General features: G+C 70.5%; 17 protein-coding genes. 8 read left to right on the top strand and 9 right to left on the bottom strand.

Translation table 11 applies throughout. From position 1 onward, the window contains the following. Nucleotides 1-8 precede the first annotated feature (8 nt). On the top strand, nt 9-3,923 hold the full coding sequence (locus PV419_RS12585; protein ID WP_319688045.1) for a DNA-directed RNA polymerase subunit beta': 3,915 nt from the start codon (nt 9-11) through the stop codon (nt 3,921-3,923). A 68-nt stretch (nt 3,924-3,991) separates the two neighbouring features. Here the strand turns inward: PV419_RS12585 and PV419_RS12580 are convergent, their stop codons facing one another. The 6 genes from PV419_RS12580 to PV419_RS12555 form a co-directional block, all read right to left on the bottom strand. Further along, nucleotides 3,992-5,137: a M48 family metalloprotease gene (locus PV419_RS12580; protein ID WP_319688044.1), complete on the bottom strand. Its 1,146-nt coding sequence runs from the start codon at nt 5,135-5,137 to the stop codon at nt 3,992-3,994. A gap of 24 nt (nt 5,138-5,161) precedes the next feature. Further along, nucleotides 5,162-5,683, bottom strand: coding sequence for a Pycsar system effector family protein (locus tag PV419_RS12575; RefSeq protein WP_319688043.1), 522 nt, complete (start codon nt 5,681-5,683; stop codon nt 5,162-5,164). Then, complete coding sequence (locus PV419_RS12570) at nt 5,680-6,879, bottom strand: PE-PGRS family protein (RefSeq protein WP_319688042.1); 1,200 nt, start codon at nt 6,877-6,879, stop codon at nt 5,680-5,682. Before PV419_RS12570 ends, PV419_RS12575 begins: the two co-directional genes overlap by 4 nt. A 31-nt stretch (nt 6,880-6,910) precedes the next feature. Then, nucleotides 6,911-9,031 (bottom strand): hypothetical protein, encoded by a 2,121-nt coding sequence (locus PV419_RS12565; RefSeq protein ID WP_319688041.1) that lies wholly within the window; start codon nt 9,029-9,031, stop codon nt 6,911-6,913. Then, nucleotides 9,028-9,858 carry a hypothetical protein gene (locus PV419_RS12560; protein ID WP_319688040.1) on the bottom strand — a complete coding sequence of 277 codons (831 nt, stop codon included), beginning with the start codon at nt 9,856-9,858 and terminating at the stop codon, nt 9,028-9,030. The genes PV419_RS12565 and PV419_RS12560 overlap by 4 nt, the downstream gene beginning before the upstream one ends. A 169-nt stretch (nt 9,859-10,027) precedes the next feature. Beyond that, complete coding sequence (locus tag PV419_RS12555; protein ID WP_319688039.1) at nt 10,028-10,744, bottom strand: Crp/Fnr family transcriptional regulator; 717 nt, start codon at nt 10,742-10,744, stop codon at nt 10,028-10,030. Between the two features lie 396 nt (nt 10,745-11,140). Here PV419_RS12555 and rpsL point away from each other — a divergent pair, with 396 nt between their 5' ends. The 4 genes from rpsL to tuf all read left to right on the top strand — a co-directional run bounded on the left by rpsL (nt 11,141) and on the right by tuf (nt 15,564). Next, nucleotides 11,141-11,512, top strand: a complete 372-nt coding sequence (gene rpsL / locus PV419_RS12550; protein ID WP_003948652.1) for a 30S ribosomal protein S12 — start codon at nt 11,141-11,143, stop codon at nt 11,510-11,512. Nucleotides 11,513-11,514: 2 nt separating this feature from the next. Continuing rightward, nucleotides 11,515-11,985 carry a 30S ribosomal protein S7 gene (gene rpsG, locus PV419_RS12545; RefSeq protein ID WP_014178748.1) on the top strand — a complete coding sequence of 157 codons (471 nt, stop codon included), beginning with the start codon at nt 11,515-11,517 and terminating at the stop codon, nt 11,983-11,985. 38 nt (nt 11,986-12,023) lie between these two features. Continuing rightward, nucleotides 12,024-14,147: an elongation factor G gene (gene fusA / locus PV419_RS12540; RefSeq protein WP_319688038.1), complete on the top strand. Its 2,124-nt coding sequence runs from the start codon at nt 12,024-12,026 to the stop codon at nt 14,145-14,147. A gap of 223 nt (nt 14,148-14,370) precedes the next feature. Continuing rightward, nucleotides 14,371-15,564 carry an elongation factor Tu gene (tuf, locus tag PV419_RS12535; protein ID WP_319688037.1) on the top strand — a complete coding sequence of 398 codons (1,194 nt, stop codon included), beginning with the start codon at nt 14,371-14,373 and terminating at the stop codon, nt 15,562-15,564. 91 nt (nt 15,565-15,655) lie between these two features. On the opposite strand, the gene PV419_RS12530 is transcribed toward tuf, so the two are convergent. Beyond that, a complete protein-coding gene (locus tag PV419_RS12530; protein ID WP_319688036.1) occupies nt 15,656-16,555 on the bottom strand; it encodes a LysR substrate-binding domain-containing protein in 900 nt (299 codons plus the stop codon). A 160-nt stretch (nt 16,556-16,715) separates the two neighbouring features. Between PV419_RS12530 and PV419_RS12525 the strand changes: the two genes are divergently transcribed. Both PV419_RS12525 and PV419_RS12520 read left to right on the top strand, forming a co-directional pair. After that, nucleotides 16,716-18,095 (top strand): M20 family metallopeptidase, encoded by a 1,380-nt coding sequence (locus PV419_RS12525; protein WP_319688035.1) that lies wholly within the window; start codon nt 16,716-16,718, stop codon nt 18,093-18,095. 13 nt (nt 18,096-18,108) lie between these two features. Further along, nucleotides 18,109-19,425 (top strand): MFS transporter, encoded by a 1,317-nt coding sequence (locus PV419_RS12520; RefSeq protein ID WP_319688034.1) that lies wholly within the window; start codon nt 18,109-18,111, stop codon nt 19,423-19,425. A 46-nt stretch (nt 19,426-19,471) separates the two neighbouring features. Here the strand turns inward: PV419_RS12520 and PV419_RS12515 are convergent, their stop codons facing one another. Further along, the gene (locus PV419_RS12515) at nt 19,472-20,449 is read right to left on the bottom strand and encodes an NADP-dependent oxidoreductase (RefSeq protein WP_319688033.1); all 978 of its coding nucleotides are present in this window, start codon (nt 20,447-20,449) and stop codon (nt 19,472-19,474) included. Between the two features lie 144 nt (nt 20,450-20,593). Between PV419_RS12515 and PV419_RS12510 the strand changes: the two genes are divergently transcribed. Then, nucleotides 20,594-21,559 carry a GlxA family transcriptional regulator gene (locus PV419_RS12510; RefSeq protein ID WP_319688032.1) on the top strand — a complete coding sequence of 322 codons (966 nt, stop codon included), beginning with the start codon at nt 20,594-20,596 and terminating at the stop codon, nt 21,557-21,559. Between the two features lie 16 nt (nt 21,560-21,575). Here PV419_RS12510 and PV419_RS12505 read toward each other — a convergent pair whose 3' ends face one another. Beyond that, nucleotides 21,576-23,681 carry a PIG-L family deacetylase gene (locus PV419_RS12505; protein ID WP_319688031.1) on the bottom strand — a complete coding sequence of 702 codons (2,106 nt, stop codon included), beginning with the start codon at nt 23,679-23,681 and terminating at the stop codon, nt 21,576-21,578. Nucleotides 23,682-23,821: the final 140 nt, after the last annotated feature.

Genomic DNA, 23,821 nt, shown 5'->3' with positions numbered 1-23,821 from the left:
GACGACAAGTGCTCGACGTCAACTTCTTCGACGAGCTGCGGATCGGCCTCGCCACCGCTGATGACATCCGTCAGTGGTCCCACGGTGAGGTCAAGAAGCCGGAAACCATCAACTACCGCACCCTCAAGCCCGAAAAGGACGGACTCTTCTGCGAGAAGATCTTCGGTCCGACCCGGGACTGGGAGTGCTACTGCGGGAAGTACAAGCGCGTCCGCTTCAAGGGCATCATCTGTGAGCGCTGTGGCGTCGAGGTCACCCGCGCCAAGGTGCGCCGTGAGCGGATGGGCCACATCGAGCTGGCCGCTCCCGTCACCCACATCTGGTACTTCAAGGGCGTGCCCAGCCGACTGGGTTACCTGCTCGACCTCGCCCCGAAGGACCTCGAGAAGGTCATCTACTTCGCCGCCTACATGATCACGTGGGTGGACGACGAGCGCCGCACGCGCGACCTGCCCTCGCTGGAGGCCCATGTCTCCGTCGAGCGCCAGCAGATCGAGCAGCGCCGCGACGCCGACCTGGAGGCCCGCGCCAAGAAGCTCGAGGCGGACCTCGCCGAGCTGGAGGCCGAGGGCGCCAAGGCCGATGTGCGCCGCAAGGTGCGCGAGGGCGCCGAGCGCGAGATGAAGCAGCTGCGCGACCGCGCCCAGCGCGAGATCGACCGTCTCGACGAGGTGTGGAACCGCTTCAAGAACCTCAAGGTCCAGGACCTGGAGGGTGATGAGCTGCTCTACCGTGAGCTGCGTGACCGCTTCGGCACGTACTTCATGGGCGGCATGGGCGCCGCTGCCCTGCAGAAGCGCCTGGAGTCCTTCGACCTCGACGAGGAGGCCGAGAAGCTCCGCGAGATCATCCGGACCGGCAAGGGTCAGAAGAAGACCCGTGCGCTCAAGCGCCTCAAGGTCGTCTCCGCCTTCCTGCAGACCCGCAACAGCCCCAACGGCATGGTGCTGGACTGCATCCCGGTGATCCCGCCGGACCTGCGTCCGATGGTGCAGCTGGACGGTGGCCGCTTCGCGACCTCCGACCTCAACGACCTGTACCGCCGTGTCATCAACCGCAACAACCGCCTCAAGCGTCTCCTTGACCTCGGTGCCCCCGAGATCATCGTGAACAACGAAAAGCGGATGCTGCAGGAGGCCGTCGACGCGCTGTTCGACAACGGCCGCCGCGGCCGCCCGGTCACCGGTCCCGGTAACCGCCCGCTGAAGTCCCTCAGCGACATGCTGAAGGGTAAGCAGGGTCGTTTCCGTCAGAACCTGCTCGGTAAGCGAGTCGACTACTCGGCCCGTTCGGTCATCGTCGTCGGCCCGCAGCTCAAGCTGCACCAGTGCGGTCTGCCCAAGGCCATGGCGCTGGAGCTCTTCAAGCCGTTCGTGATGAAGCGCCTGGTGGACCTGAACCACGCGCAGAACATCAAGTCGGCCAAGCGCATGGTCGAGCGCGGCCGCACGGTCGTGTACGACGTGCTCGAAGAGGTCATCGCCGAACACCCGGTGCTGCTGAACCGTGCGCCGACCCTGCACCGCCTCGGCATCCAGGCCTTCGAGCCGCAGCTGGTCGAGGGCAAGGCCATCCAGATCCACCCGCTCGTCTGCACCGCGTTCAACGCGGACTTCGACGGTGACCAGATGGCCGTGCACCTGCCGCTGTCCGCGGAGGCCCAGGCCGAGGCCCGCATCCTGATGCTGTCCTCGAACAACATCCTCAAGCCGGCCGACGGCCGCCCGGTGACCATGCCCACCCAGGACATGGTGCTCGGCCTCTTCTTCCTCACCACCGACGAGGAGGAGCGCGAGGTCATCGGCGAGGGCCGTTCCTTCGGCTCCACCGCCGAGGCGATCATGGCGTTCGACGCCCGCGAGCTCTCGCTCCAGGCGAAGATCGACATCCGCTTCCCGATCGGTACGGTTCCGCCGCGTGGCTGGACCCCGCCGGTCGCGGAGGCAGGGGACGACGGGCTTGGGGGCGGTGCCTGGACGCCGGGCGACAGCTTCCGGCTGCGCACCACCCTGGGCCGCGCGCTCTTCAACGAGCTGCTGCCCGAGGACTACCCGTTCGTCGACTACTCGGTGGGCAAGAAGCAGCTCTCCGAGATCGTCAACGACCTCGCCGAGCGCTACCCGAAGGTCATCGTCGCGGCGACCCTGGACAACCTGAAGGCGTCCGGTTTCCACTGGGCCACCCGCTCCGGTGTCACCGTCGCGATCTCCGACGTCGTCGTCCCCGAGGCCAAGAAGGCCATCATCGAGGGCTACGAGGCGCAGGACGAGAAGGTCCAGAAGCAGTACGAGCGTGGTCTGATCACCAAGGACGAGCGCACTCAGGAGCTCATCGCGATCTGGACCAAGGCGACCAACGAGGTCGCCGAGGCGATGAACGCGAACTTCCCGAAGACCAACCCGATCTTCATGATGGTCGACTCGGGCGCGCGCGGAAACATGATGCAGATGCGTCAGATCGCCGGTATGCGTGGTCTGGTGTCCAACGCGAAGAACGAGACCATCCCGCGGCCGATCAAGGCGTCGTTCCGTGAGGGTCTCTCCGTGCTGGAGTACTTCATCTCCACCCACGGTGCCCGTAAGGGTCTCGCGGACACCGCGCTGCGTACCGCCGACTCGGGTTACCTGACCCGTCGTCTGGTGGACGTCTCCCAGGACGTGATCATCCGTGAGGAGGACTGCGGCACCGAGCGCGGTCTGAAGCTCGCGATCGCGACCAAGGGCGCCGACGGTGTGCTGCGCAAGACGGAAGACGTCGAGACCAGCGTGTACGCGCGCATGCTCGCCGAGGACGTCGTTGTGGACGGCAAGGTCATCGCGCCGGCCAACGTCGACCTGGGCGATGTGCTCATCGACCAGCTCGTCCGGCACGGCGTCGAGACGGTCAAGACGCGTTCGGTGCTCACCTGCGAGTCCGCCGTCGGCACCTGCGCCTTCTGCTACGGCCGCTCGCTGGCGACCGGCAAGCTGGTGGACATCGGCGAGGCGGTCGGCATCATCGCCGCCCAGTCCATCGGTGAGCCCGGCACCCAGCTGACGATGCGTACCTTCCACACCGGTGGTGTGGCCGGTGACGACATCACCCAGGGTCTGCCGCGTGTCGTCGAGCTCTTCGAGGCCCGTACGCCCAAGGGTGTCGCCCCGATCTCGGAGGCGGCCGGCCGCGTCCGGATCGAGGAGACCGAGAAGACCAAGAAGCTCGTCGTCACTCCGGACGACGGCTCCGACGAGACGGCCTTCGGCGTCTCCAAGCGAGCCCGTCTGCTGGTGGACGAGGGCGATCACGTCGAGGTCGGCCAGCCGCTGACCCTGGGCGCCATCAACCCGCACGACGTGCTGCGCATCCTCGGCCAGCGCGCCGTCCAGGTGCACCTGGTCGGCGAGGTCCAGAAGGTCTACAACTCGCAGGGTGTGTCGATCCACGACAAGCACATCGAGATCATCATCCGGCAGATGCTGCGCCGGGTGACGATCATCGAGTCCGGCGACGCCGAGCTGCTGCCGGGCGAGCTGGTGGAGCGCTCGCGCTTCGAGTCCGAGAACCGTCGTGTGGTCCAGGAAGGCGGCCACCCGGCCTCCGGCCGTCCGCAGCTGATGGGTATCACCAAGGCCTCGCTGGCGACCGAGTCCTGGCTGTCGGCGGCGTCCTTCCAGGAGACGACCCGGGTGCTCACCGACGCGGCGATCAACGCCAAGTCGGACTCCCTGATCGGCCTCAAGGAGAACGTGATCATCGGTAAGCTCATCCCGGCCGGTACGGGCCTGTCCCGCTACCGCAACATCCGGGTCGAGCCGACCGAGGAGGCGAAGGCCGCGATGTACTCGGCCGTCGGTTACGACGACATCGACTACTCGCCCTTCGGCACGGGCTCCGGCCAGGCGGTCCCGCTGGAGGACTACGACTACGGTCCGTACAACCAGTAATCCCGTTCCAAACGGTCGCAGGGCGGTCCCCCTTCCGGGGTGGCCGCCCTGCGGCGTTTCCGCGTGGCTCAGCCGGGCGGCTGGAGGTAGGGCAGCAGGCGGTTCAGCCGGGCGTGGTAGTCGGGGTGGGAGTCGAGCAACCGGGCCAGTGCGCCCTTCCGCTCCACCGGCCGCCCGCTCGCCGCGGCGACCGCCGCGGCATGCTGCTGTGCGGCGTGCAGCCGGCCCAGGACCTCGGCCAGCATCGGCGCGAAGCCGAGCGCCGCCGCCTGCCGGTCGGCGTGGAACTCCGCGCGGCGGCCGACAGCGGCCAGCAGATACGGCACGACCAGCAGCAGGAGCGGCAGCCCGTACAGGGAGCCCACCGCCACGAACGCCGCGCAGCCGAGGACGAGTGCCACGATCGCGGGCCCGGCCCAGGAGAAGAGGCGGGACACCTGGAAGGCGACCCACGCCAGGATCAGCATCAGGTTCCAGGCGAGCCTTCCGGGGAGGGCGTACCAGTAGCCGAGCAGGCTGGACCAAGTGTGCCCGCCGACATGGTGGCCGAGCTCATGGGCGAGTACGGCGGCGAGCTGTCCCGAAGGCAACTGCTCGAGCGAGAAACGGGTCACGCCGACGATGTGGCCGGCGGCGGCGACGGCGTTCACCTCGTCGCTGTCCTCGACCCAGAGCTCATAGGTGTGCGCCTCGATACCGGCCCGTGCGATGACCTCCTGCCAGACCGGCGCGAGCCTGGCCAGCTCCTGAGGGGTGGGAGGGCGGAGCTTCAGCAGGAGCCGGGCGATGAGGCGCTCGGTGGGCCGGTGGAAGACGAGCGCGCCGCTGGCCAGCCAGGCCAGCACCAGGACGATGCCGAAGAGGCCGAGGAACGTGGCCACCAGACCGACGACCAACAAGCTGCACAGGAAGTTGGGCACATACAGCAGGAGACCGCCGACGGCGGCGTCGTCGGCGCCGCGCTGGTGCTCGGAGATGTGGACGCGGCGGCGCTCGAACCGCAGCTCATGGGGGTGCGGGGCAGGCTGGGGCGGGGCGGGTCGGGGCGGCGGTGGCGGCGGCAGCTCTTGCGGGCGCGCGGATTGCCGGGGGTACGCGGGGGGCTGCGGGTACTGGGGCGCTTGGGGGTACTGCGGTGGTGTCTGCGGGTATGGAGGCGGTGGCGCCTGCGGGGAGCGGGGTGTGGGGTACTGGGGCTCTGGGGGTTGGGACATGGCCTTCCTCTGTGCCGGGAGAGATCAGCCCGCGAGCAGCGACCCCGGAAGCAGCACCGCACCGCAGCCGAAGGCGATCAGCCCGGTGCGGATCCACTGGTGTTTCCGGGTGGCTATGCGGCTGGTTTCGATGAGTGCGGTCATCAGTCCGGAGACGGGGGCGCGTGCCGTGTCGGTGAGGGCGGTCGCCAGGTGGCCCTGCCGGGCGGCGCGCTGGATGTCGCCGAAGTAGGCGAGCGGCTGTCCCGGCGCCCAGGCGCCGTGGCCGTACCGCGGCAGCACGGCCATGACCAGGGCGAACAGGGCCAGCGCGAGGGCCAGCGTGCCCGTCCACCAGACGATGGCGCTCGGGGTGGACAGTTCGCTCGGGTTCCATTGGCTGTTGGCGAGCAGCCCGGTGAAGATCCCCGTCGTCATGCCGAGCACCGCGACCAGCACGGCGGCCTTGCCGTCGGCGTGGGCGATCTCGGCGCGTAGCTCGATGAGCAGACGCTGGGCGGTCCGCGCGCCGGCCGGATCGGGCGCGGGTGCGGGGTCGTCGGTCATGGCGAGTCCGCCTCCTCGGCGGGCGGTGCCGAGGCCGCGGGCGGAACCGGCGGGGGCGGCGGCACCGGCGGTACGGGTGGGGCAGGTGGGGCCACCGGTGGGTATGCGCCGGGCTGCGGTGCGTAGGGGCCTGCTTGCGGCGGCGCGTACGGGCCGGACTGCGGTGGCGCGCCCGAGGGCAGCTCGCCGCCCGCCTCGCCGGGCGGCGGGCCGTACGCCGGGGGCTCGGCCACCCCCGGCAGCCGCTGGTTGAGGATGTCGTTGACCACCTGCAACGCGAGCCGCCTCGGCTCCTCCTTCTGGTAGTCCTCGACGCCCTCGCCCTTGAGCAGCTCCGTGGCCACCCCCAGCTGGCTCTTGATCAGCGCCAGCTGGTCCGCCCGCATGCTCTCCATCACCAGCCGCGAGTCCTCCGGGTGTTCCGCCAGGTGGAGCGCCCAGGCGGCCACCCCGCCCTGCTGGAGGTGGTACTGGTAGAAGGCGATCTTCTGCGCGTTGATCTCCTGCGTCTGCTGGGCGCGGAGCAGCTCCAGCTGGTGCTGATGGTGCTGCCGTCGCAGCTCCAGTTCATGCTGCGGATCGAGCAGCTCGCCCGCGTAGCGGAGGCTGCGCAGCTCCTTGCGGTGGGCGATCGCCTCGTCGTCCAGCCGTAGCCGCGCCACGCAGGTGACCTGCAGCCCGATCCCCGTGGCGAACGCGCCGCCGTCGACGGCGAGTTGTACGGCCCGCTCGGCGGCGGCACTGTCCTCGATGGAGAAGCCGCGGCTGACCGGCCGGGCGAGCTGCTGGAACTCCCGGTCCAGCCGTGTCGGCACATCGCGTTCGCCGCCGGCCACGAAGCACGCGGGGTCGGCGACCCGCCAGGTGAGTTCGGCGGTGGCGCGGAAGTGGAAGGCGTCGTCGCTGCTGGGCAGTTCGAGCTCGAGCCGCACGGGGTGGCTGCCCATGTCCACCTCGTAGACCGCGGTGTGGCGCCTGGTCGCGGAGTCGGCGCGGCTGGGCCGGTGCGGCGGGATGTAGGTGTCGTACGAGCCCCTGGCGGTCACGAAGACCAGGGCGTGATCGATGGCGACGGCCGGCCTTCGGGCCGTGTACTCGAACCGTGAGATCGGCCGGACGGTCAGCACGGGGTCGATCAAATGGGTGTGGCGGTCGGCTTGTTGCCGCCATTCGGGCTGACGGCGAAGGTCCGCCATGGGGTCATCTCCTCGGTGGTCGAACGGTGGATCAGCGGGATGTGAGCGCGGAGAGCAGCCGGGCCGCGGCGCCCGGCGGCGGCCCGCCGTGTTCGCCCGGCATGGTGCGCAGCAGATGGCCGAGCCGGGCGAGTTCATCGGTGGTGACGGCCAGCTCCGGGAGGAGGGCGGCGACGGCCTCTTCCGTTGAGGGGTGCCGGTCGGCCTCGTACACCCAGGTACGCAGCCGGCCGAGCGCGTCCTTGGTGTGGACGCGGTCGTCGAGGGCGGCCCGCCACAAGGTGGCCAGGTCGCGGAGGGCGGCCTCGGCCCGGCCGCCGTCCTCCGTGAACCAGGCGAGCAGTCCGTCCTCGTCCGGCTCGCAGGCGGTCAGGAACGCGGAGAGGACGAGCGCGCGGACCGCGGAGGTTTCCTGCCGGAAGAACCGGACCAGCTCGGCGAGCATCGCCTCGCGGCTGCCGGCGGTCAGCAGCAGCGCGGCCGACTGGGTGAGATGGTGCCACTCGGCCTCGTTGCTCGCGTCCTCGCGGGCGCGGGCGGCCAGCGCCTCCAGGGCCTGACCCGCCTGGTCGGGGCGGAGCGGGGCGAGCAGCGCATAGGCCCGGATCGCCGTCCAGCGGCGGGCGGGGTGCGGATCGGAGCACCACTGGCTGAGGATGCGGGGGACCGCGGGAGCGCCCGACAGGTGGGCGAGGGTGAGGGCGTTGGCGGCGACCAGCCGTGGTGCGAAGGCGCGGGCTGTGGCCCAGCCGTCGATCAGCAGGGCCATGGCCGAGGGCAGGTCGGCGGCGGCGAGCAGGGCGGCGGTCGCGGCCGCCCGGGTCCGCACGACGGGGTGGCGGTCGCGGGCGAGCTCCTGGACCCAGCGGACCAGGGCGGGGCGCGCGGACGGATGGGCGGTCCACGTCTCGGCCAGGAGGAAGCGGGCCGTGTGGCTGTCCTGGAATCCCGTCACGAACTGGGGCACCGGACCCCACTCGGTGTTCTCGTGCTCCTCGCGGCCTCGGGCGTGGGCGTGCTGGAGACGGTCGTCGGCGGCCGGTCCGAAGACCGGGACCTCCGGGGTCACGGTGGGGTTCTGGACCTCCTGCAGCAGGGCGTAGAGCTGGTCGGCGAGCGCGGCGGCGAGCGGGTACGGGGCCTGGTCGAAGGCCGCGAGGGAGATCAGGAACGCCTTCTCGCGCAGGGGGAGCCCGGGATCCGCGAACCACTGGCGGACCCGCTTCTCGACGGTCCTGCGGCTGAAGGTGGCCAACTCCTCCAGGCCGGTCGCTTCCAGGCCGCGGTCGTACGAGGCGAGCTCCCGGGCGAAGGAGACGACGTCCGCCACCCGGTGGTCCTGGGCGAGGAAGCCGCGCACCGGTTCGAGGGTCATGAGCCGGTCGATGGCAGGGGCGTCCACGAGTTTGACCAGATGCGCGCGCAGAACGTCCTTTGCCGGGGGCGGCTTCCAGGGGACGGGGGTGACCCCGATCAAGGGGGCGTCGCGCTCCACGGTGATCACCAGATGGCCGCCCGTTTTCTCCAGCCGCTCCCGGACGGCCAGCAGATGGGTCCCGCGCAGGGGCTTGCCGCGACGGATGACCAGGTCGCACAGCACATGGCCGGGCGCATCGCCCAGCTGGTCGCGCAGCGCGGCGGGAGAGACCTCGGGGTCGAGCGCCCGGACGGTGGTGATACCCAGTCGGCGCAGCAGCATCAGGGCCGCCGCGTGCCGGCCGGTGGAGTGGGCACCGGCGAGGACGACATACCGGTCCGTGCGCATCCGGTCCAGGGCGGTGGTGAAGGCGCCGCTCTCCCGGAAGACCTCGTCGAGGGCTTCGATCTCGGCGGTGGGGATCTCGCCGGAGGCGTGCGCGGGCCCGGCCGCCCCATGGTGGTGGTGCTCGATCTTGCCGCCCATGACCACATCGCCGTGGACCTGCCCGCCGGACACGCCGTGCTGGCTGCCGCCGATCAGCGAGCCACCGAAGGCGGCGGACGCCTCGAACATGAACTCCGGGGCGTGGCCGTACAGTTCGCGCCGGGCCTCTCGTGCCTTCTGCGGCTGTTCCTCCGGTCCGGAGTCCTCCGCCTGCGGGGGCCGTCCCATCTCCCCGGGCCGCTCGGCGTCGTCGGGCGCTGCCGGGGGAGCGGAGTCGGGCACGCTCATCGGGAGCCGCCTCGGTCCATGCCGCCGAGGTGCACGTCACCGTGCACGGTCCCGCCCGAGACGCCGTGCTGATCGCCCGCGACGAGGCTGCCGCCGAAGGAAGGGGCGCCGCCGGTGAAGTGGAAGGCGGGGCCGGAGCCGTGCGGCGCCGTGGGCGGTGCGGGGGCCGGGGGCCGCCCCGCCTCAGGACCTCGGCCCTGGCCGGGGTTCCGGCCGTCACCCGGCAGCGCTTCCGGCAGCGCTTCGGGCGGCGCGTCCGGCAGCGGCCCGTGCAGCCATGCGCCCAGCGGCCCGTTCTTGCTGTCCAGGGTGACCGGGTGGAAGTCCTCCGGCGGGACACCGGCGTGGCCGTGCCGGACGATGCCCAGGTGTACGGAGTCGCTGACGCAGAGAGCGAAGTCGTTGTCCCGCTCGGCGAGCGCGGCGCGCAACAGCTTCGCGTCGAGCAGCCGGCAGGCGTGGTTGAGGTCGGAGCCGACCCAGCCGCCCTGACCGTCGATGGCCACGAAGCCGGTGGCCACGACCGCCCGCAGCCGGATCTGTGCGCTCTTGGCCGCCATCCGGTTGATGGCGCGCAGCTGGACCGGCGTCTCGTTGAGCAGGGCGCGCAGCAGTGCGGTGACGGACGCCCCCGACTCGATGAGTTCCATGACGGAGTCGCCGCGGTCGGCGCGCTGCCGCTGGGTCTCGTCGATGCCGGCGGCGTCCAGGGTGCGGTCAGCGACGTCGTACAGCATGCGTCGCAGATATGCCTGCTCCACGTCGTCGCGGTCGCTGTACCGCTCGATGTCGAAGAGCAAGATGGTGCGGCTGACGGGATCGGTCATGGTCGCCTCTCACTTGGGTGCCTGCGTGGCAGCGTGGCGTGCCGGGCGAGGCCGGTGTGAGGGCGGATGACGCAGTGGAAGTGTGACCGTGTGCACAGTTCCCGTGCACGGTCGGTTCGGATGCGCCGCGGGGGCGGTCGGTCGGGGAGGGCCGGGTCGGGAGAGGCGGTCAGGCGGACCGAGCGACCTGCCGCAGGATGTCGGGTCGGAGTATCACCAGCATGCGGCGCCCCGTGGCCACCGCCCGGCGCTCCCGCAGCTCCTTCAGCAGGCGCTGCACCATCTCCCGGGAGGCGCCGATGGAACCGGCGAGCTCCTGCTTGCTCAGCGGTACGGCCAGCTCGATGCCCTCCGGGGTCCGTCGGCCGTGGGTCCTGGCCAGGTCGAGCAGCAGCACGGCGAAGCGCTCCCGCACGGTCAGCGAGGCGAAGTCCAGACGGCGCCGGTCGGCGGCGCGCATGCGGTCGGTGGTGAGTTTGAGCAGGGTCAGCGAGGCCTCGGGGGAGTGCCCGAGGAAGTCCCGGAAGCGGTCGTGTTCGACTGCCACGGCTTCGACGGCCTCCAGCGCGGTGACCGTCGCGGCGCGCGGGCGCCCGGTGAGGGCGGAGGACTCGCCGATGATGTCTCCGGGGCCGCGGAGCGCGAGGAGGGCCTCGTAGCCGTTGGCCGCCGCGGCGGTGACCTTGGTCCAGCCGTGGAGGATGAGCAGGATGTGGGACGACGGCTCGTGCTGGTGAATGAGGGGCACCCGAGGGGTGAATCCGAGTACCCTGCCGAGGGCGAGGAGCGCGACGCGGTCGTCCCGCTCCAGCCGGGCCAGGAAGGGCACTCGGTCGTCCAGGCCGCCTTCGAGGCCGCCGTCCTTGAGTATGTCCGCTTGCGCCATGTCATCTCCCCGTCACACGGAGTGCCGCAGAAGAACAACAAGGTACAGAAGCCGACCGACAGGTAATGGCGACACGCCGCGGGGACCTGTGGAGGGGCGAGACGCAGGCGGGCAAATCCGGCGTGTCGGGGCCCGCCGCATTTGTTTTGACCGAAGTCCATGAGGTAGGTACGCTCAGACCTTGTGCCTGGGGTGTGCCCGGGTCCTTGCGTGCGCGCCCCCGCCGACTCAGGTCGGAGGGCGCCAAGTACGCGGGACGCCGAGGCCGACACGCCGATCCGATCGCACTTTCCGCCCCGCGGGAAGCGTGTGGAGATCGCGACACACCCGACCTCGTGGGTCGGAGAAACCCCAGGTTAGCTTTATCGAGACTGGCACACAGAAACCGGAGAAACGGTGCCTACGATCCAGCAGCTGGTCCGCAAGGGCCGGCAGGACAAGGTCGAGAAGAACAAGACGCCCGCGCTCGAGGGTTCCCCCCAGCGCCGTGGCGTCTGCACGCGTGTGTTCACGACCACCCCGAAGAAGCCGAACTCGGCCCTGCGTAAGGTCGCGCGTGTGCGTCTGACCAGCGGCATCGAGGTCACCGCTTACATTCCGGGTGAGGGCCACAACCTGCAGGAGCACTCCATCGTGCTCGTGCGTGGCGGCCGTGTGAAGGACCTGCCGGGTGTTCGGTACAAGATCATCCGCGGCTCCCTCGACACGCAGGGCGTCAAGAACCGCAAGCAGGCTCGCAGCCGCTACGGCGCCAAGAAGGAGAAGTAAGAATGCCTCGTAAGGGCCCCGCCCCGAAGCGCCCGGTCATCATCGACCCGGTCTACAACTCTCCTCTGGTGACGTCCCTCATCAACAAGGTGCTGCTGAACGGCAAGCGCTCCACCGCCGAGCGCATCGTCTACGGCGCCATGGAGGGCCTGCGCGAGAAGTCCGGCAACGACCCGGTCATCACGCTCAAGCGCGCGCTGGAGAACGTGAAGCCGACCCTCGAGGTCCGCTCCCGCCGTGTCGGTGGCGCCACCTACCAGGTGCCGGTCGAGGTCCGCCCCGGCCGCTCCTCCACCCTCGCGCTGCGCTGGCTCGTGGGCTACTCCCGCGCCCGTCGCGAGAAGACCATGACCGAGCGCCTGATGAACGAGCTGCTGGACGCCAGCAACGGTCTGGGCGCCTCCGTCAAGCGTCGCGAGGACACCCACAAGATGGCCGAGTCCAACAAGGCCTTCGCGCACTACCGCTGGTAGTCGCTACCCCATCGAGAACCGAGAGAAGACTGAGCCATATGGCCACCACTTCACTTGACCTGGCCAAGGTCCGCAACATTGGGATCATGGCCCACATCGACGCGGGCAAGACGACCACCACCGAGCGGATCCTGTTCTACACCGGCGTGAGCTACAAGATCGGTGAAGTCCACGATGGCGCTGCCACCATGGACTGGATGGAGCAGGAGCAGGAGCGCGGCATCACGATCACGTCGGCCGCGACGACCTGTCACTGGCCGCTCGAGAACGTCGATCACACCATCAACATCATCGACACCCCGGGCCACGTCGACTTCACCGTCGAGGTGGAGCGCTCGCTGCGCGTGCTCGACGGCGCCGTGACGGTGTTCGACGGTGTGGCCGGTGTGGAGCCGCAGTCGGAGACTGTGTGGCGTCAGGCGGACCGCTACGGCGTGCCGCGTATCTGCTTCGTCAACAAGCTCGACCGCACTGGTGCCGAGTTCCACCGCTGTGTGGACATGATCGTGGACCGCCTGGGCGCGGTGCCGCTGGTCATGCAGCTGCCGATCGGTACCGAGGCCGACTTCAAGGGTGTCGTCGATCTCGTCACCATGAAGGCGCTGGTCTGGTCCGCCGAGGCGACCAAGGGCGAGATGTACGACACCGTCGACATCCCGGACACCCACCTCGAGGCCGCCGACGAGTGGCGCGGCAAGCTCCTCGAGGCCGTCGCCGAGAACGACGAGCAGATGATGGAGCTGTACCTGGAGGGCGAGGAGCCCACCGTGGAGCAGCTGAACGCGGCGATCCGCCGTATCACCATCGCCTCCACCGGCACCGAGGGCTCGCCGACGATCACCCCCGTGTTCTGTGGCACCGCCTTCAAGAACAAGGGTGTTCAGCCGCTGCTCGACGCGGTGGTGCGCTACCTGCCCTCGCCGCTGGACATCGAGGCCGTCGAGGGCCACTCGGTGAAGGACCCCGACGAGGTCCTGAAGCGGAAGCCGTCGGACGACGAGCCCTTCGCGGGCCTGGCGTTCAAGATCATGAGCGACCCGCACCTCGGCAAGCTCACCTTCGTCCGGGTGTACTCGGGCCGCATGGAGACCGGCACCCAGGTGCAGAACTCCGTGAAGGGCAAGAAGGAGCGCATCGGCAAGATCTACCGGATGCACGCCAACAAGCGTGAGGAGATCGACTCGGTGGGTGCCGGCGACATCGTCGCCGTCATGGGTCTGAAGCAGACCACCACCGGCGAGACCCTCTGCGACCCGGCGAACCCGGTGATCCTTGAGTCGATGGACTTCCCGGCCCCGGTCATCGAGGTCGCCATCGAGCCCAAGTCGAAGGGCGACCAGGAGAAGCTGGGTGTGGCCATCCAGCGCCTCGCTGAGGAGGACCCGTCCTTCCGGGTCAAGACCAACGAGGAGACCGGCCAGACCATCATCGCGGGTATGGGCGAGCTGCACCTCGACGTGCTGGTCGACCGTATGAAGCGTGAGTTCAAGGTCGAGGCCAACGTCGGTAAGCCGCAGGTGGCCTACCGCGAGACGCTCCGCAAGAGCGTCGACCGGGTCGACTACACGCACAAGAAGCAGACCGGTGGTTCGGGCCAGTTCGCGAAGGTCCAGATCGCCATCGCGCCGCTCGAGGGCGACGGCTACGAGTTCGAGAACAAGGTCACCGGTGGCCGCATCCCGCGGGAGTACATCCCGTCCGTGGACGCGGGCTGCCAGGAGGCCATGGAGTTCGGCGTGCTCGCGGGCTACCCGCTGACCGGCGTCAAGGTCACGCTCCTCGACGGTGGCTACCACGAGGTCGACTCCTCCGAAATGGCCTTCAAGATCGCCGGCTCGATGGCCTTCAAGGAGGCCGCCCGCAAGGCCTCCCCGGCCCTGCTGGAGCCGATGATGAAGGTCGAGGTCACCACGCCCGAGGACTACATGGGCGACGTGATCGGTGACATCAACTCCCGCCGTGGACAGATCCAGTCCATGGAGGACCGTAGTGGCGCCAAGCTGGTCACCGGCCTGGTTCCGCTGTCGGAGATGTTCGGTTACGTGGGCGACCTGCGGAGCAAGACCTCCGGTCGCGCAAGCTACTCCATGCAGTTCGACTCCTACGCCGAGGTTCCCAAGAGCGTCGCCGAGGAGATCATCGCGAAGGCCAAGGGCGAGTAAGGCGGATTCATCCGCGTTTCTCACCCTTTAGGCTGGAGCAAAGGCATCGGGGCAATCCGCCGCAGATCGCTCATCGTGGCGTCTGTGACGGGCCCCGGCCGCCGGCCCCCACACGAATACGGCGAAGGGGATCCCCCTCGGGGTCCTGGCCGGTTCGGTAAGACCACCTGAACCCATCCGCAAAGTGTGGATGCGTACAGAACCACTCCCCAGGAGGACCCCAGTGGCGAAGGCGAAGTTCGAGCGGACTAAGCCGCACGTCAACATCGGCACCATCGGTCACATCGACCACGGTAAGACGACCCTTACCGCGGCGATCACCAAGGTGCTGCACGACAAGTACCCGGACCTGAACGAGGCCTCGGCCTTCGATCAGATCGACAAGGCTCCTGAGGAGCGCCAGCGCGGTATCACCATCTCCATCGCGCACGTCGAGTACCAGACGGAGTCGCGTCACTACGCGCACGTCGACTGCCCGGGTCACGCGGACTACATCAAGAACATGATCACCGGTGCGGCGCAGATGGACGGCGCCATCCTGGTGGTCGCCGCCACCGATGGCCCGATGCCGCAGACCAAGGAGCACGTGCTCCTGGCTCGCCAGGTTGGCGTTCCGTACATCGTTGTCGCCCTGAACAAGGCCGACATGGTGGACGACGAGGAGATCATGGAGCTCGTCGAGCTCGAGGTCCGTGAGCTCCTCTCGGAGTACGAGTTCCCGGGCGACGACCTCCCGGTCGTCAAGGTCTCGGCGCTCAAGGCGCTCGAGGGCGACAAGGAGTGGGGCGAGTCCGTCCTCAAGCTGATGGAGGCCGTGGACGAGGCCATCCCGCAGCCTGAGCGCGACGTGGACAAGCCGTTCCTGATGCCGATCGAGGACGTCTTCACCATCACCGGTCGCGGTACGGTCGTCACCGGCCGTATCGAGCGTGGTGTCCTGAAGGTCAACGAGACCGTCGACATCATCGGCATCAAGACCGAGAAGACCACCACCACGGTCACCGGCATCGAGATGTTCCGCAAGCTGCTCGACGAGGGCCAGGCCGGTGAGAACGTCGGTCTGCTGCTCCGCGGCATCAAGCGCGAGGACGTCGAGCGCGGCCAGGTCATCATCAAGCCGGGCTCGGTCACCCCGCACACCGAGTTCGAGGCCCAGGCGTACATCCTGTCGAAGGACGAGGGTGGCCGCCACACGCCGTTCTTCAACAACTACCGTCCGCAGTTCTACTTCCGTACCACGGACGTGACGGGCGTTGTGACCCTCCCCGAGGGCACCGAGATGGTCATGCCGGGCGACAACACCGAGATGTCGGTCAGCCTGATCCAGCCGGTCGCCATGGAGGAGGGCCTGAAGTTCGCCATCCGTGAGGGTGGCCGGACCGTCGGCGCCGGCCAGGTCACCAAGATCGTCAAGTGACCTGACGCTTACGCTCTACGGAGCGGGCTGTCCAAGGGCCCCGCACCCCGTCCGCGAGGACGGTGGAGCGGGGCCTTTGGCGTGCCCAGGGCTACGGCGCCTCAATGTGCTCGATCACATGGTCGCGGAACGCCGCGACCGCGGGCGGCAGCACCCGGCGGGCCATGGACTGGATCTGCACGCTGCGGCGGGACAGCTCCGGATTGCTGAGGGGAACGAAGGCCAGCCCCTCGGTGTGCAGCAGGCGCCGGAAGGTGAGATATCCGGCGAGGGTCACGCCCCCGCGGTTCTGTACGAAGCCCTGCAGCGCGCCGGAGTAATTGCTGACGAAGGCCGGCTCGAAGGTCAGCCCCTCCAGGCTGACGCAGATGTCGAACAGCTGCCGGATCGTCGTACCGGGCTCCATGAGGGCGAGGGGGTACGGCAGCAGATCCGCGAGCGACACCTCGTCGCGCTCCGCGAGCGGATGGTCCGCGGGCACCAGGGCATGGATCGGCTGCCGTCGTGAGTACTCCACCCTGACCCCCTCCTCCGGGGCGACGGAGTAGGTGACGGCCAGGTCGGCGGTCCCGTCGCGGACCTCCCGGGTGGCGTCCGCGGGGGAGGCGACGCGCAGCCGGAACCGTACGCGCGGAAATGAAGCGCGGAACGCGACAATGGCTTCCGGGAGAAAGTCCCTCGCGAACCCCTCCGAACTCGCCAGTTTGATGGTGCCCTGGCTCAGGGCATCCAGGCCGCGCAGGTCCGCGAGAATCTGCTCGGATTCCAGCTGGCTGCGGCGCGCATAAGCGGCCAGCATCTCTCCCGCGTCGCTGAGCGCCATGCCGCGCGGCTGCCGCTCGAACAGCGGGACGCCGATGTCGTGCTCCAGCTTGGCTATCTGCCTGCTGATGGCGGAGGCCGCGACCAGCAGCCGCTCCGACGCCTGGCTGATCGAGCCGGTCCGCGCGACCTCCAGGAAGTAGCGCAGCGATGTCGCGGTCAGATCCATGCCGCGCGTCACCCCGACCTCTCGGCTCGATGCCTTGCCCACGGGGCAACGCCGCCTTCGAAATTCGGTCATTGTACCGGCGATCCGGTCTCACTAGCCTCTGGTCGATATCGGAATTCACGTCGTTCCGGTAATTCCCACATTCTGAGAAAGGGGCACGGTGACGCGCTCCACGGCGATCCGGCATGCCTGCGATTACTTCGACTCCGGCGCATTCCGCGCCGATCTGGAGCGGAGGGTCGCCATGCCCACCGAGAGCCAGGACCCCGAGGGGCACGGCCGGTTGCGCGGGTACCTCGAAGCGGAACTGCTCCCGGCCGTGGAGCGGCTCGGCGCCACCGCCCGGATCGTCGACAACCCCGTCCCCGGCGGCGGCCCGTTCCTGCTCGCCGAGCGCCGCGAGGGCGACGGGCTGCCGACCGTGCTGATGTACGGGCACGCCGACGTCGTCCCCGGGGACGCGGAGCACTGGCGGCCCGGCCTCGAACCCTGGCGGCTGGTGGTGGAGGGCGACCGCTGGTACGGGCGCGGCGCCGCCGACAACAAGGGGCAGCACACCATCAACCTGGCGGCGCTCGAACACGTGGCGCGCGCCCGCGGCGGGCGGCTGGGGTTCAACCTCAAGGTCCTCGTCGAGACCGGAGAGGAGATCGGCTCGCCCGGCCTGCGCGCGCTCTGCGCCGAGCGGCGCGCCGAACTCGCCGCCGATCTGCTGATCGCCTCCGACGGGCCCCGCGTCCGCGCGGACCGCCCGACGCTGTTCCTCGGCTCGCGGGGCGGGGTCAACTTCACCCTGCGCGTAGCGCTGCGCGAGGGCGCCCACCACTCCGGGAACTGGGGCGGGCTGCTGCGCAACCCCGCGACCGTGCTGGCCGCGGCCCTGGCGACCCTGGTCGACGGCCGGGGCCGGATCCTCGTCCCCGGGCTGCGGCCGCCCGAGATCCCGCCGAGCGTCAGGCGCGCCCTTGCCGACCTCCCCGTCGGCGGCGGCGCCGACGACCCCGACATCGACGAGGACTGGGGCGAGCCGGGGCTCACCCCGGCCGAGCGGCTCATCGGCTGGAACACCCTCGAAGTGCTGTCCCTGTCCGCCGGGAACCCGGACGTGCCGGTGGGCGCGATCCCCGGCACCGCGACCGCGCACTGCCAGTTGCGCTTCGTGGTCGGCACGGACGCGGCGGGCGCCGGGCAGGCCCTTCGCGACCATCTCGACGCGCACGGCTTCCCCATGGTCGCGGTGGAGGTCGGGCGCGTCATGGCCGCGACCAGGACCGACCCCGATGAGCCGTGGGTGCGGTGGGCCGCGGAATCGGTGGAGCGGACCTGGGGCGGGCGGCCGGCCATCATGCCCAATCTCGGCGGCACCATCCCCAACGACGCTTTCGCCGAGGAACTGGGCCTGTGCACGGTCTGGCTGCCCCACTCCTACCCCGCGTGCGCCCAGCACGCGCCGGACGAGCACCTGCTCGCGCCGCTGGCGCGAGAGGCGCTCCAGATCATGGCCGGTCTCTTCTGGGACCTCGGAGAGCCCCGGGACTGAGAGGGAGAATGTTATGGACACGTCGGCCGCCGACACGAGAGCCGCCGCGGAAACGGACGACCCGCCGGGGCCGGGCATCCCGCCCAAGGCCCATCGGGTGATCATCGCCGCGTCCGTCGGCAACGCGCTCGAATGGTTCGACATCGCGATCTACGGTTTCTTCGCGGCGACCATCGCCAAGCTGTTCTTCCCCTCCTCCGACGACACGGTCTCCCTCCTGCTGGCGTTCGGCACCTTCGGCGTCTCGTACGTCGTACGGCCGCTGGGCGCGGTGGTGCTCGGACGGTACGCCGACCGGGTCGGCCGCAAAGCGGCGCTGATGGTGTCGATCAAGCTGATGATGCTGGGCACACTGCTGATCGCCGCCATGCCGACGTATGACGTCATCGGCGCCGCCGCCCCGGCCGCGATCCTGCTGGCCCGGCTGATCCAGGGCTTCTCGGCGGGCGGCGAGTTCGGCAGCTCGACGGCCTTCCTGGTGGAGCACGCGCCGCGGCTGCGCGGCTTCATGTCCAGCTGGCAGTTCGCCAGCCAGGGGGTCTCCACACTGCTCGCCGCGACATTCGGCACCGTCCTCACCGGCTCGCTGTCCACCGCGCAGATGGAGTCGTGGGGGTGGCGGGTCCCGTTCCTCTTCGGGCTGCTGATCGGCCCGGTCGGGTACTACATCCGCCGCCATGTGGACGAGGCCCCCGCGTTCGTGCGGTCGGCGGACGCGGAGCCCGAGCGGGGGCCGGTGGCGGAGGTGCTGCGGCACCACAAGGGGCGGGTGCTGCTCGCGATCGGCGTGCTCGCCGTGTCGACCGCGATCACGTACCTCATCACGTACATGCCCGTCTACGCGGTCAAGGAGCTGGACCTCCCGGCCTCCACCGGGTTCGCCGCGACCATGGTGACCGGCGCCGTCCTGACCGTCGTCACCCCGCTGATCGGCCTGTGGTCGGACCGGGCGGGCCGGATCCGGATCATGGCGGCCTTCGCCGCACTGATCCTGGCGCTGCTCTACCCGACCTTCGCCTTCCTGGTCGCACACCCCGGCTTCGGGGTGATCCTCGCGGTGATGTTCCTGGTCGGCGTGTTGAAGGCGGGATACTTCGGGGCGCTGCCCGCGCTGCTGTCCGACCTCTTCCCGGTCTCCAGCCGGGCCACGGGGATGTCGCTCAGCTACAACCTGGGCGTGATGCTCTTCGGCGGCACCACTCCCGTGGTGATCGTGTGGCTGGTCGACGCGACCGGCAACAGCCTGGCCATGACCTGGTACCTGTCGGCGCTGGCCCTGCTCAGCCTGGCCTGCGTGCTGCTCGCGCGCCGACGCTACGCCGTGCGCTGACGTCTGCGGCGGGCGCTGTGTCGGCATGGCGGCGGAGGGCGCTCGGTCACGCGCCGGCGGAGAGGACGATCTTTCCGGTGGTGCGGCCGGTTTCCCCCAGCGTGTGGGCGGCGGCGGCTTCCTCAAGAGGGAAGACCGCGTCCGCGATCACGCGCAGGCGCCCGCTCTCGACCAGGTCGCTGATCTCGCGCAGCCCCGTCTGGTCGGGTTCGACGAGCATGAACACCGCGCGCACCCCGGCCGCTTCGGCCTCCGCGCGGGGGAAGGTGTCGTCCAGCGGCAGGATCGAGACCAGCGTTCCGCCCGGGCGCAGGGTGCGCAGGGAGCGGGCCCAGTCGGGGCCGCCGAGGCTGTCCAGGACCACATCCACGTCGCGGACGGTCTCGGCGAAGTCCTGGGTGCGGTAGTCGACGAGTTCGTCGGCGCCGAGCGAGCGCAGCAGGTCGTGCTTGGCGGCGCTGGCGGTGCCGATCACATGGGCGCCCCGGGCCTTGGCGATCTGGACGGCCAGGTGGCCGACGCCGCCCGCGGCGGCATGGATGAGAACGCGTTGGCCGGGCCGGATGTGCGCGGTGTCGACCAGGGCCTGCCAGGCGGTGAGCGAGGCCAGCGGGAGGGCGCCGGCCCGGATGTGGTCCAGGCCCTTGGGGCGCGGGGCGAAATGACGGGTCGGGGCGGTGACGTACTCGGCGTAGGCGCCGGCCGGGTGCGGGAAGCGTGGCATCCCGAAGACCTCGTCACCCACCTGGAAGAGGGTCACGCCGTCGCCGATCTCCGCGACCACCCCGGAGACGTCCCAGCCCAGAGTGAAGGGGGGCTTCGCCCCGTCCGCGAACACACCCCGCTCGCGGGTCTTCCAGTCAGCCGGGTTCACGCCCGCCGCGTGCACCCGGACCAGGATCTCGCCCCGTCCCGGCCGCGGGCGGGGCATCTCGACGGCCTTGAGGACGTCGGGGGCTCCCGGGGCGTCCTGGGAGACGGCGCGCATGGTCGCGGGGGCGGAGCCGGTGGTGGCCTGAGGCATGGTCACGTTCTCTTTCCGGTGGCTTTTCTTGTCGTACGTGCCCGTTTCCTGATTCCTGGGGCTCGGTGGGGCACGTTCTCAGGCTGCCGGAGCCGCGGGCGCCCCAGTAGCGGCCTGATGGTCATGGCCTGAAAGGATCCGGCCATGCATCACGTCGGCGTTCTGGCCCTCGACGGAGTCGTCCCGTTCGAACTCGGCATCCCCGCCCGCATCTTCGGCGCCGCCCGCGACGGGGCGGGCAACCCGCTCTACACCGTGACCACCTGCAGCCTGGACGGCCGCCCGGTACGCGCCGAGGCCGACTACGGCCTCACCGTCGCCCACGACGCCTCCCTGCTGGCCGGCGTCGACACCGTCGTCATCCCGCCCTCCCACGCCCTCGGCCCGATCCGCGAGGAGGGGCGCCTGCCCGGGGCGCTGCGCGACGCCCTGGCCGCCATCCGCCCCGGCACCCGGATCGTGGGCATCTGCACGGCCGCGTACGTCCTGGCCGCCGCCGGGCTGCTCGACCACCGGCCCGCCACCACCCACTGGCGGGAGGCCGACCGGCTGCAGCGGATGTTCACCACCACCCGCGTCGACCCCGACGTCCTGTTCGTCGACGACGGCGACATCCTCACCTCCGCCGGAGTCGCCGCGGGCATCGACCTGTGCCTGCACATCGTCCGCCGCGACCACGGCAGCCGGACCGCCAACGAGGTCGCCCGCTCCTGCGTCGTACCGCCCTGGCGCGACGGCGGCCAGGCCCAGTACATTCAGCGGCCCGTCCCCGACCCCCGGGCCCCCGGCACCGCCGCCACCGCGGCATGGGCCCTGGAACACCTCGCCGAACCCCTCACCCTGGCCGACCTCGCCGCCCACGCCAACATGAGCGTGCGCACCTTCACCCGCCGCTTTCGCGACGAAGTCGGCACCACCCCCGGCCAATGGCTCACCCGCCAACGCGTCGACCTCGCACGCCACTTGCTGGAGACCACCGACTGGCCCGTCGACCTCGTCGCCCACCGCGCCGGCTTCGGCACCGGCGTCTCCCTGCGCCAGCACCTCCACGCCGCCATCGGCGTCACCCCGCAGGCATACCGCCGCACCTTCCGCCCCGCAGCCGCCTGATCGGGGGAGACAGGGCCTACGCGTCGGACGTGGCGCGGGGGCGCCAGATCCAGGGGGTGGCCCCGGGGGACATACCCACCACGCGTACCTCCCCGCCCTCGCCCGCCAGCAGCGCCGGGGCGCCCACCGGCACCAGCCGGCTCGTGGGCCGCAGCGGTTTGGCGGCGGGCGTCGTGCCGTACTGGACCTGGACATCGCCGTTCAGGTCCCGGCCCAGCAGCAGGAGCGGGCCCTGGCGGCCCCCGGACGCGGCCAGGGCGTGGGCGGTGACCAGGCCGTAGCCCTCGAAGTGGCGCAGCGGTACGGAGGTGCCGCCGCTGTGGAGATACGGCACCGCACCGGCGGGCGGGCGGTAGACCAGCGCGATCGACCCGTCCGGGGAGGGCGCCGCGCCCGGCTGTTCGCCCGGCACCGGCAGCCCCGCGAGCGGCCGGAGCATCACGGGGCCGCCCGGCCGGTCCTGGGCCCAGTGGTGCACGGTGTCACGGCCCGCCGCGACGACATGCACCCGCGCCCGCCGGTCCAGCAGCACGGTCAGCCCGTCCTGGACCTCGCCGCCGTCCAGCCGCTGCCAGGGCCCCCAGGCCCCGGCCGCGTCCCGTACCCGGGTGGCCAGGCCCTTGTCGGCGGTGCGTACGAAGAGGTGGACCCGGCCGTCCGGGGTGGCCACGGCCGCCGGGCAGCCGACGCGGCGCCCCTGCTCGGGGTCGGAGTCGGGGGTGCCGAGGCCCGTCCAGGCCCGGAACGGCCCGCCCGGGGTGCGCTGCTCCAGCGCCACCAGCTCGCGGGTGTTGGCGCCGCCCTGCCCGTCCAGCGCGGAGAAGCGCAAGCTCACCAGCACATGGCGGCCGCGGGAGTCCCGCACCGCGCACAGCGCCGGGGCCATTGGCCCCCCGCCCAGGCCCTGCGGGGCGCCGAAGCGCCCGCTGCCGGGTGCGGTCTCACGCCACCGCACGGCCTGCGCGCCCAGCGCGCCGTACGCGACGAGGCGGCCGTCGGCGTCGGTGAGCGGCGTGGGCAGGGCGCTGGGGTAGCGGTAGTGGGTGGAGCGGATCCAGCCCTTGCGGTTGGTCAGCGAGTGGGTGCCGCCCTGGCCGTAGTCGCCGCAGCCGGCCGTGTTGCCGCAGTTCCACAGCGGGCTGCCGCCGTACGCGGCCACGGCGCGGGCCTTCTGCGCGAGCACGGCGGGCGGCAGGTTGTGCGGCCAGCGCTGGTTGTAGTAGCCGCGGAACGCCGTGGTCGTGAAGCGCGGCGCGCGCTTCTCGCGCCGCGCCACCTCGTCCGCCCACTGCGCGATGGCCTTCCAGGTGAACAGCGCGACCGGGGTGTGGTCCCGGTGGTCGGAGCAGCCCGGCTGGTCGTTGTCGCGGGGGTGGGTGGCGTCGTGCACCTGGAAGTCGGGGTCGGGGTCCAGGGTGTGGATCACGGTGGGCCGGTAGCGGTCCATGATCCCGGCGAGGACGTCGACGAGGGTCTGGTGGCGGTAGGTGCTGGGGGTCCGGACCGGCGAGTCGGCGGCGATGAGCGTACGCATGAGGATGCCCGGGAGATCCCACAGCTGTGGGATGCGTACGTTCCCCGCCGACAGCATGGCGATGTTGAGGAAGATCAGCCGCACGCTGCGCCCGCCGTTCCCCAGGACGTTCGTCTCCGCCGTGACGCCGCCGGGCAGCTCCATCGCCGAGCGCCGCCAGCGGGTGAACTTGTCGAGCCCCAGCATCTGTGCGTACGCCTGGCGCAGCCCCTGGTGGCGGGCGGCCGAGTAGGCGGCCTTGTCCGCGCCCGGCCGGGGCGTACCGGCCTCCCGGTTGACCCCCGCCGCCTCGCCCGCCGTGACGTACACGCAGACCACGGGCACCCCGGCGGTCAGCATGTGCTCGGCGTCCGGGTTCATGAAGTACAGGTCGTCGTCGGGGTGGGCGAGGATCTGCAGCAGCAGCGCGTTCTCGGTGTTCGCGAACGACTCCGCGGCGCGCGGCGACAGCGGCCGGGCCGGGACGGCGGAGGTGGGCGAGGCCCCCGAGGAGCCGCTGCAGGCCGCGGTGGTGGCGGCGGTGAGAGCGGCCAGCGCGGCGAGTGCCTGCCTGCGCGTGGCGGCAGGCGCGAAGGATCGAATGTTCAAGCTGGTGACCTTGTCCCGTTGTGCAGCACGGGTGCCTCCGGCTGCTTCTCCGTGCTAGGGGACGGTCGGTGATCTTGGAAGGTTGTCCGTCTTGGGCATGGTGTCGGTCACGAATCGGGCAAGAGTTGGTTTGCGGAGGC

It is taken from the genome of Streptomyces sp. ME19-01-6, from assembly GCF_033793745.1.
In the GTDB taxonomy this organism is placed as follows: Bacteria; Actinomycetota; Actinomycetes; order Streptomycetales; family Streptomycetaceae; genus Streptomyces.
Note: the sequence above shows the minus strand (reverse complement) of the source record. Positions and strands in the feature narration are given on the sequence as shown.

Coding starts and splice junctions, on each gene's coding strand:
- rpsG (WP_014178748.1), top strand. CDS start 11,515: ATGCCTCGTAAGGGCCCCGCCCCGAAGCGCCCGGTCATCATCGACCCG.
- PV419_RS12520 (WP_319688034.1), top strand. CDS start 18,109: ATGGACACGTCGGCCGCCGACACGAGAGCCGCCGCGGAAACGGACGAC.
- fusA (WP_319688038.1), top strand. CDS start 12,024: ATGGCCACCACTTCACTTGACCTGGCCAAGGTCCGCAACATTGGGATC.
- PV419_RS12580 (WP_319688044.1), bottom strand. CDS start 5,137: ATGTCCCAACCCCCAGAGCCCCAGTACCCCACACCCCGCTCCCCGCAG.
- PV419_RS12565 (WP_319688041.1), bottom strand. CDS start 9,031: ATGAGCGTGCCCGACTCCGCTCCCCCGGCAGCGCCCGACGACGCCGAG.
- PV419_RS12530 (WP_319688036.1), bottom strand. CDS start 16,555: ATGGATCTGACCGCGACATCGCTGCGCTACTTCCTGGAGGTCGCGCGG.
- PV419_RS12515 (WP_319688033.1), bottom strand. CDS start 20,449: ATGCCTCAGGCCACCACCGGCTCCGCCCCCGCGACCATGCGCGCCGTC.
- PV419_RS12570 (WP_319688042.1), bottom strand. CDS start 6,879: ATGGCGGACCTTCGCCGTCAGCCCGAATGGCGGCAACAAGCCGACCGC.
- PV419_RS12510 (WP_319688032.1), top strand. CDS start 20,594: ATGCATCACGTCGGCGTTCTGGCCCTCGACGGAGTCGTCCCGTTCGAA.
- PV419_RS12575 (WP_319688043.1), bottom strand. CDS start 5,683: ATGACCGACGACCCCGCACCCGCGCCCGATCCGGCCGGCGCGCGGACC.
- PV419_RS12560 (WP_319688040.1), bottom strand. CDS start 9,858: ATGACCGATCCCGTCAGCCGCACCATCTTGCTCTTCGACATCGAGCGG.
- PV419_RS12555 (WP_319688039.1), bottom strand. CDS start 10,744: ATGGCGCAAGCGGACATACTCAAGGACGGCGGCCTCGAAGGCGGCCTG.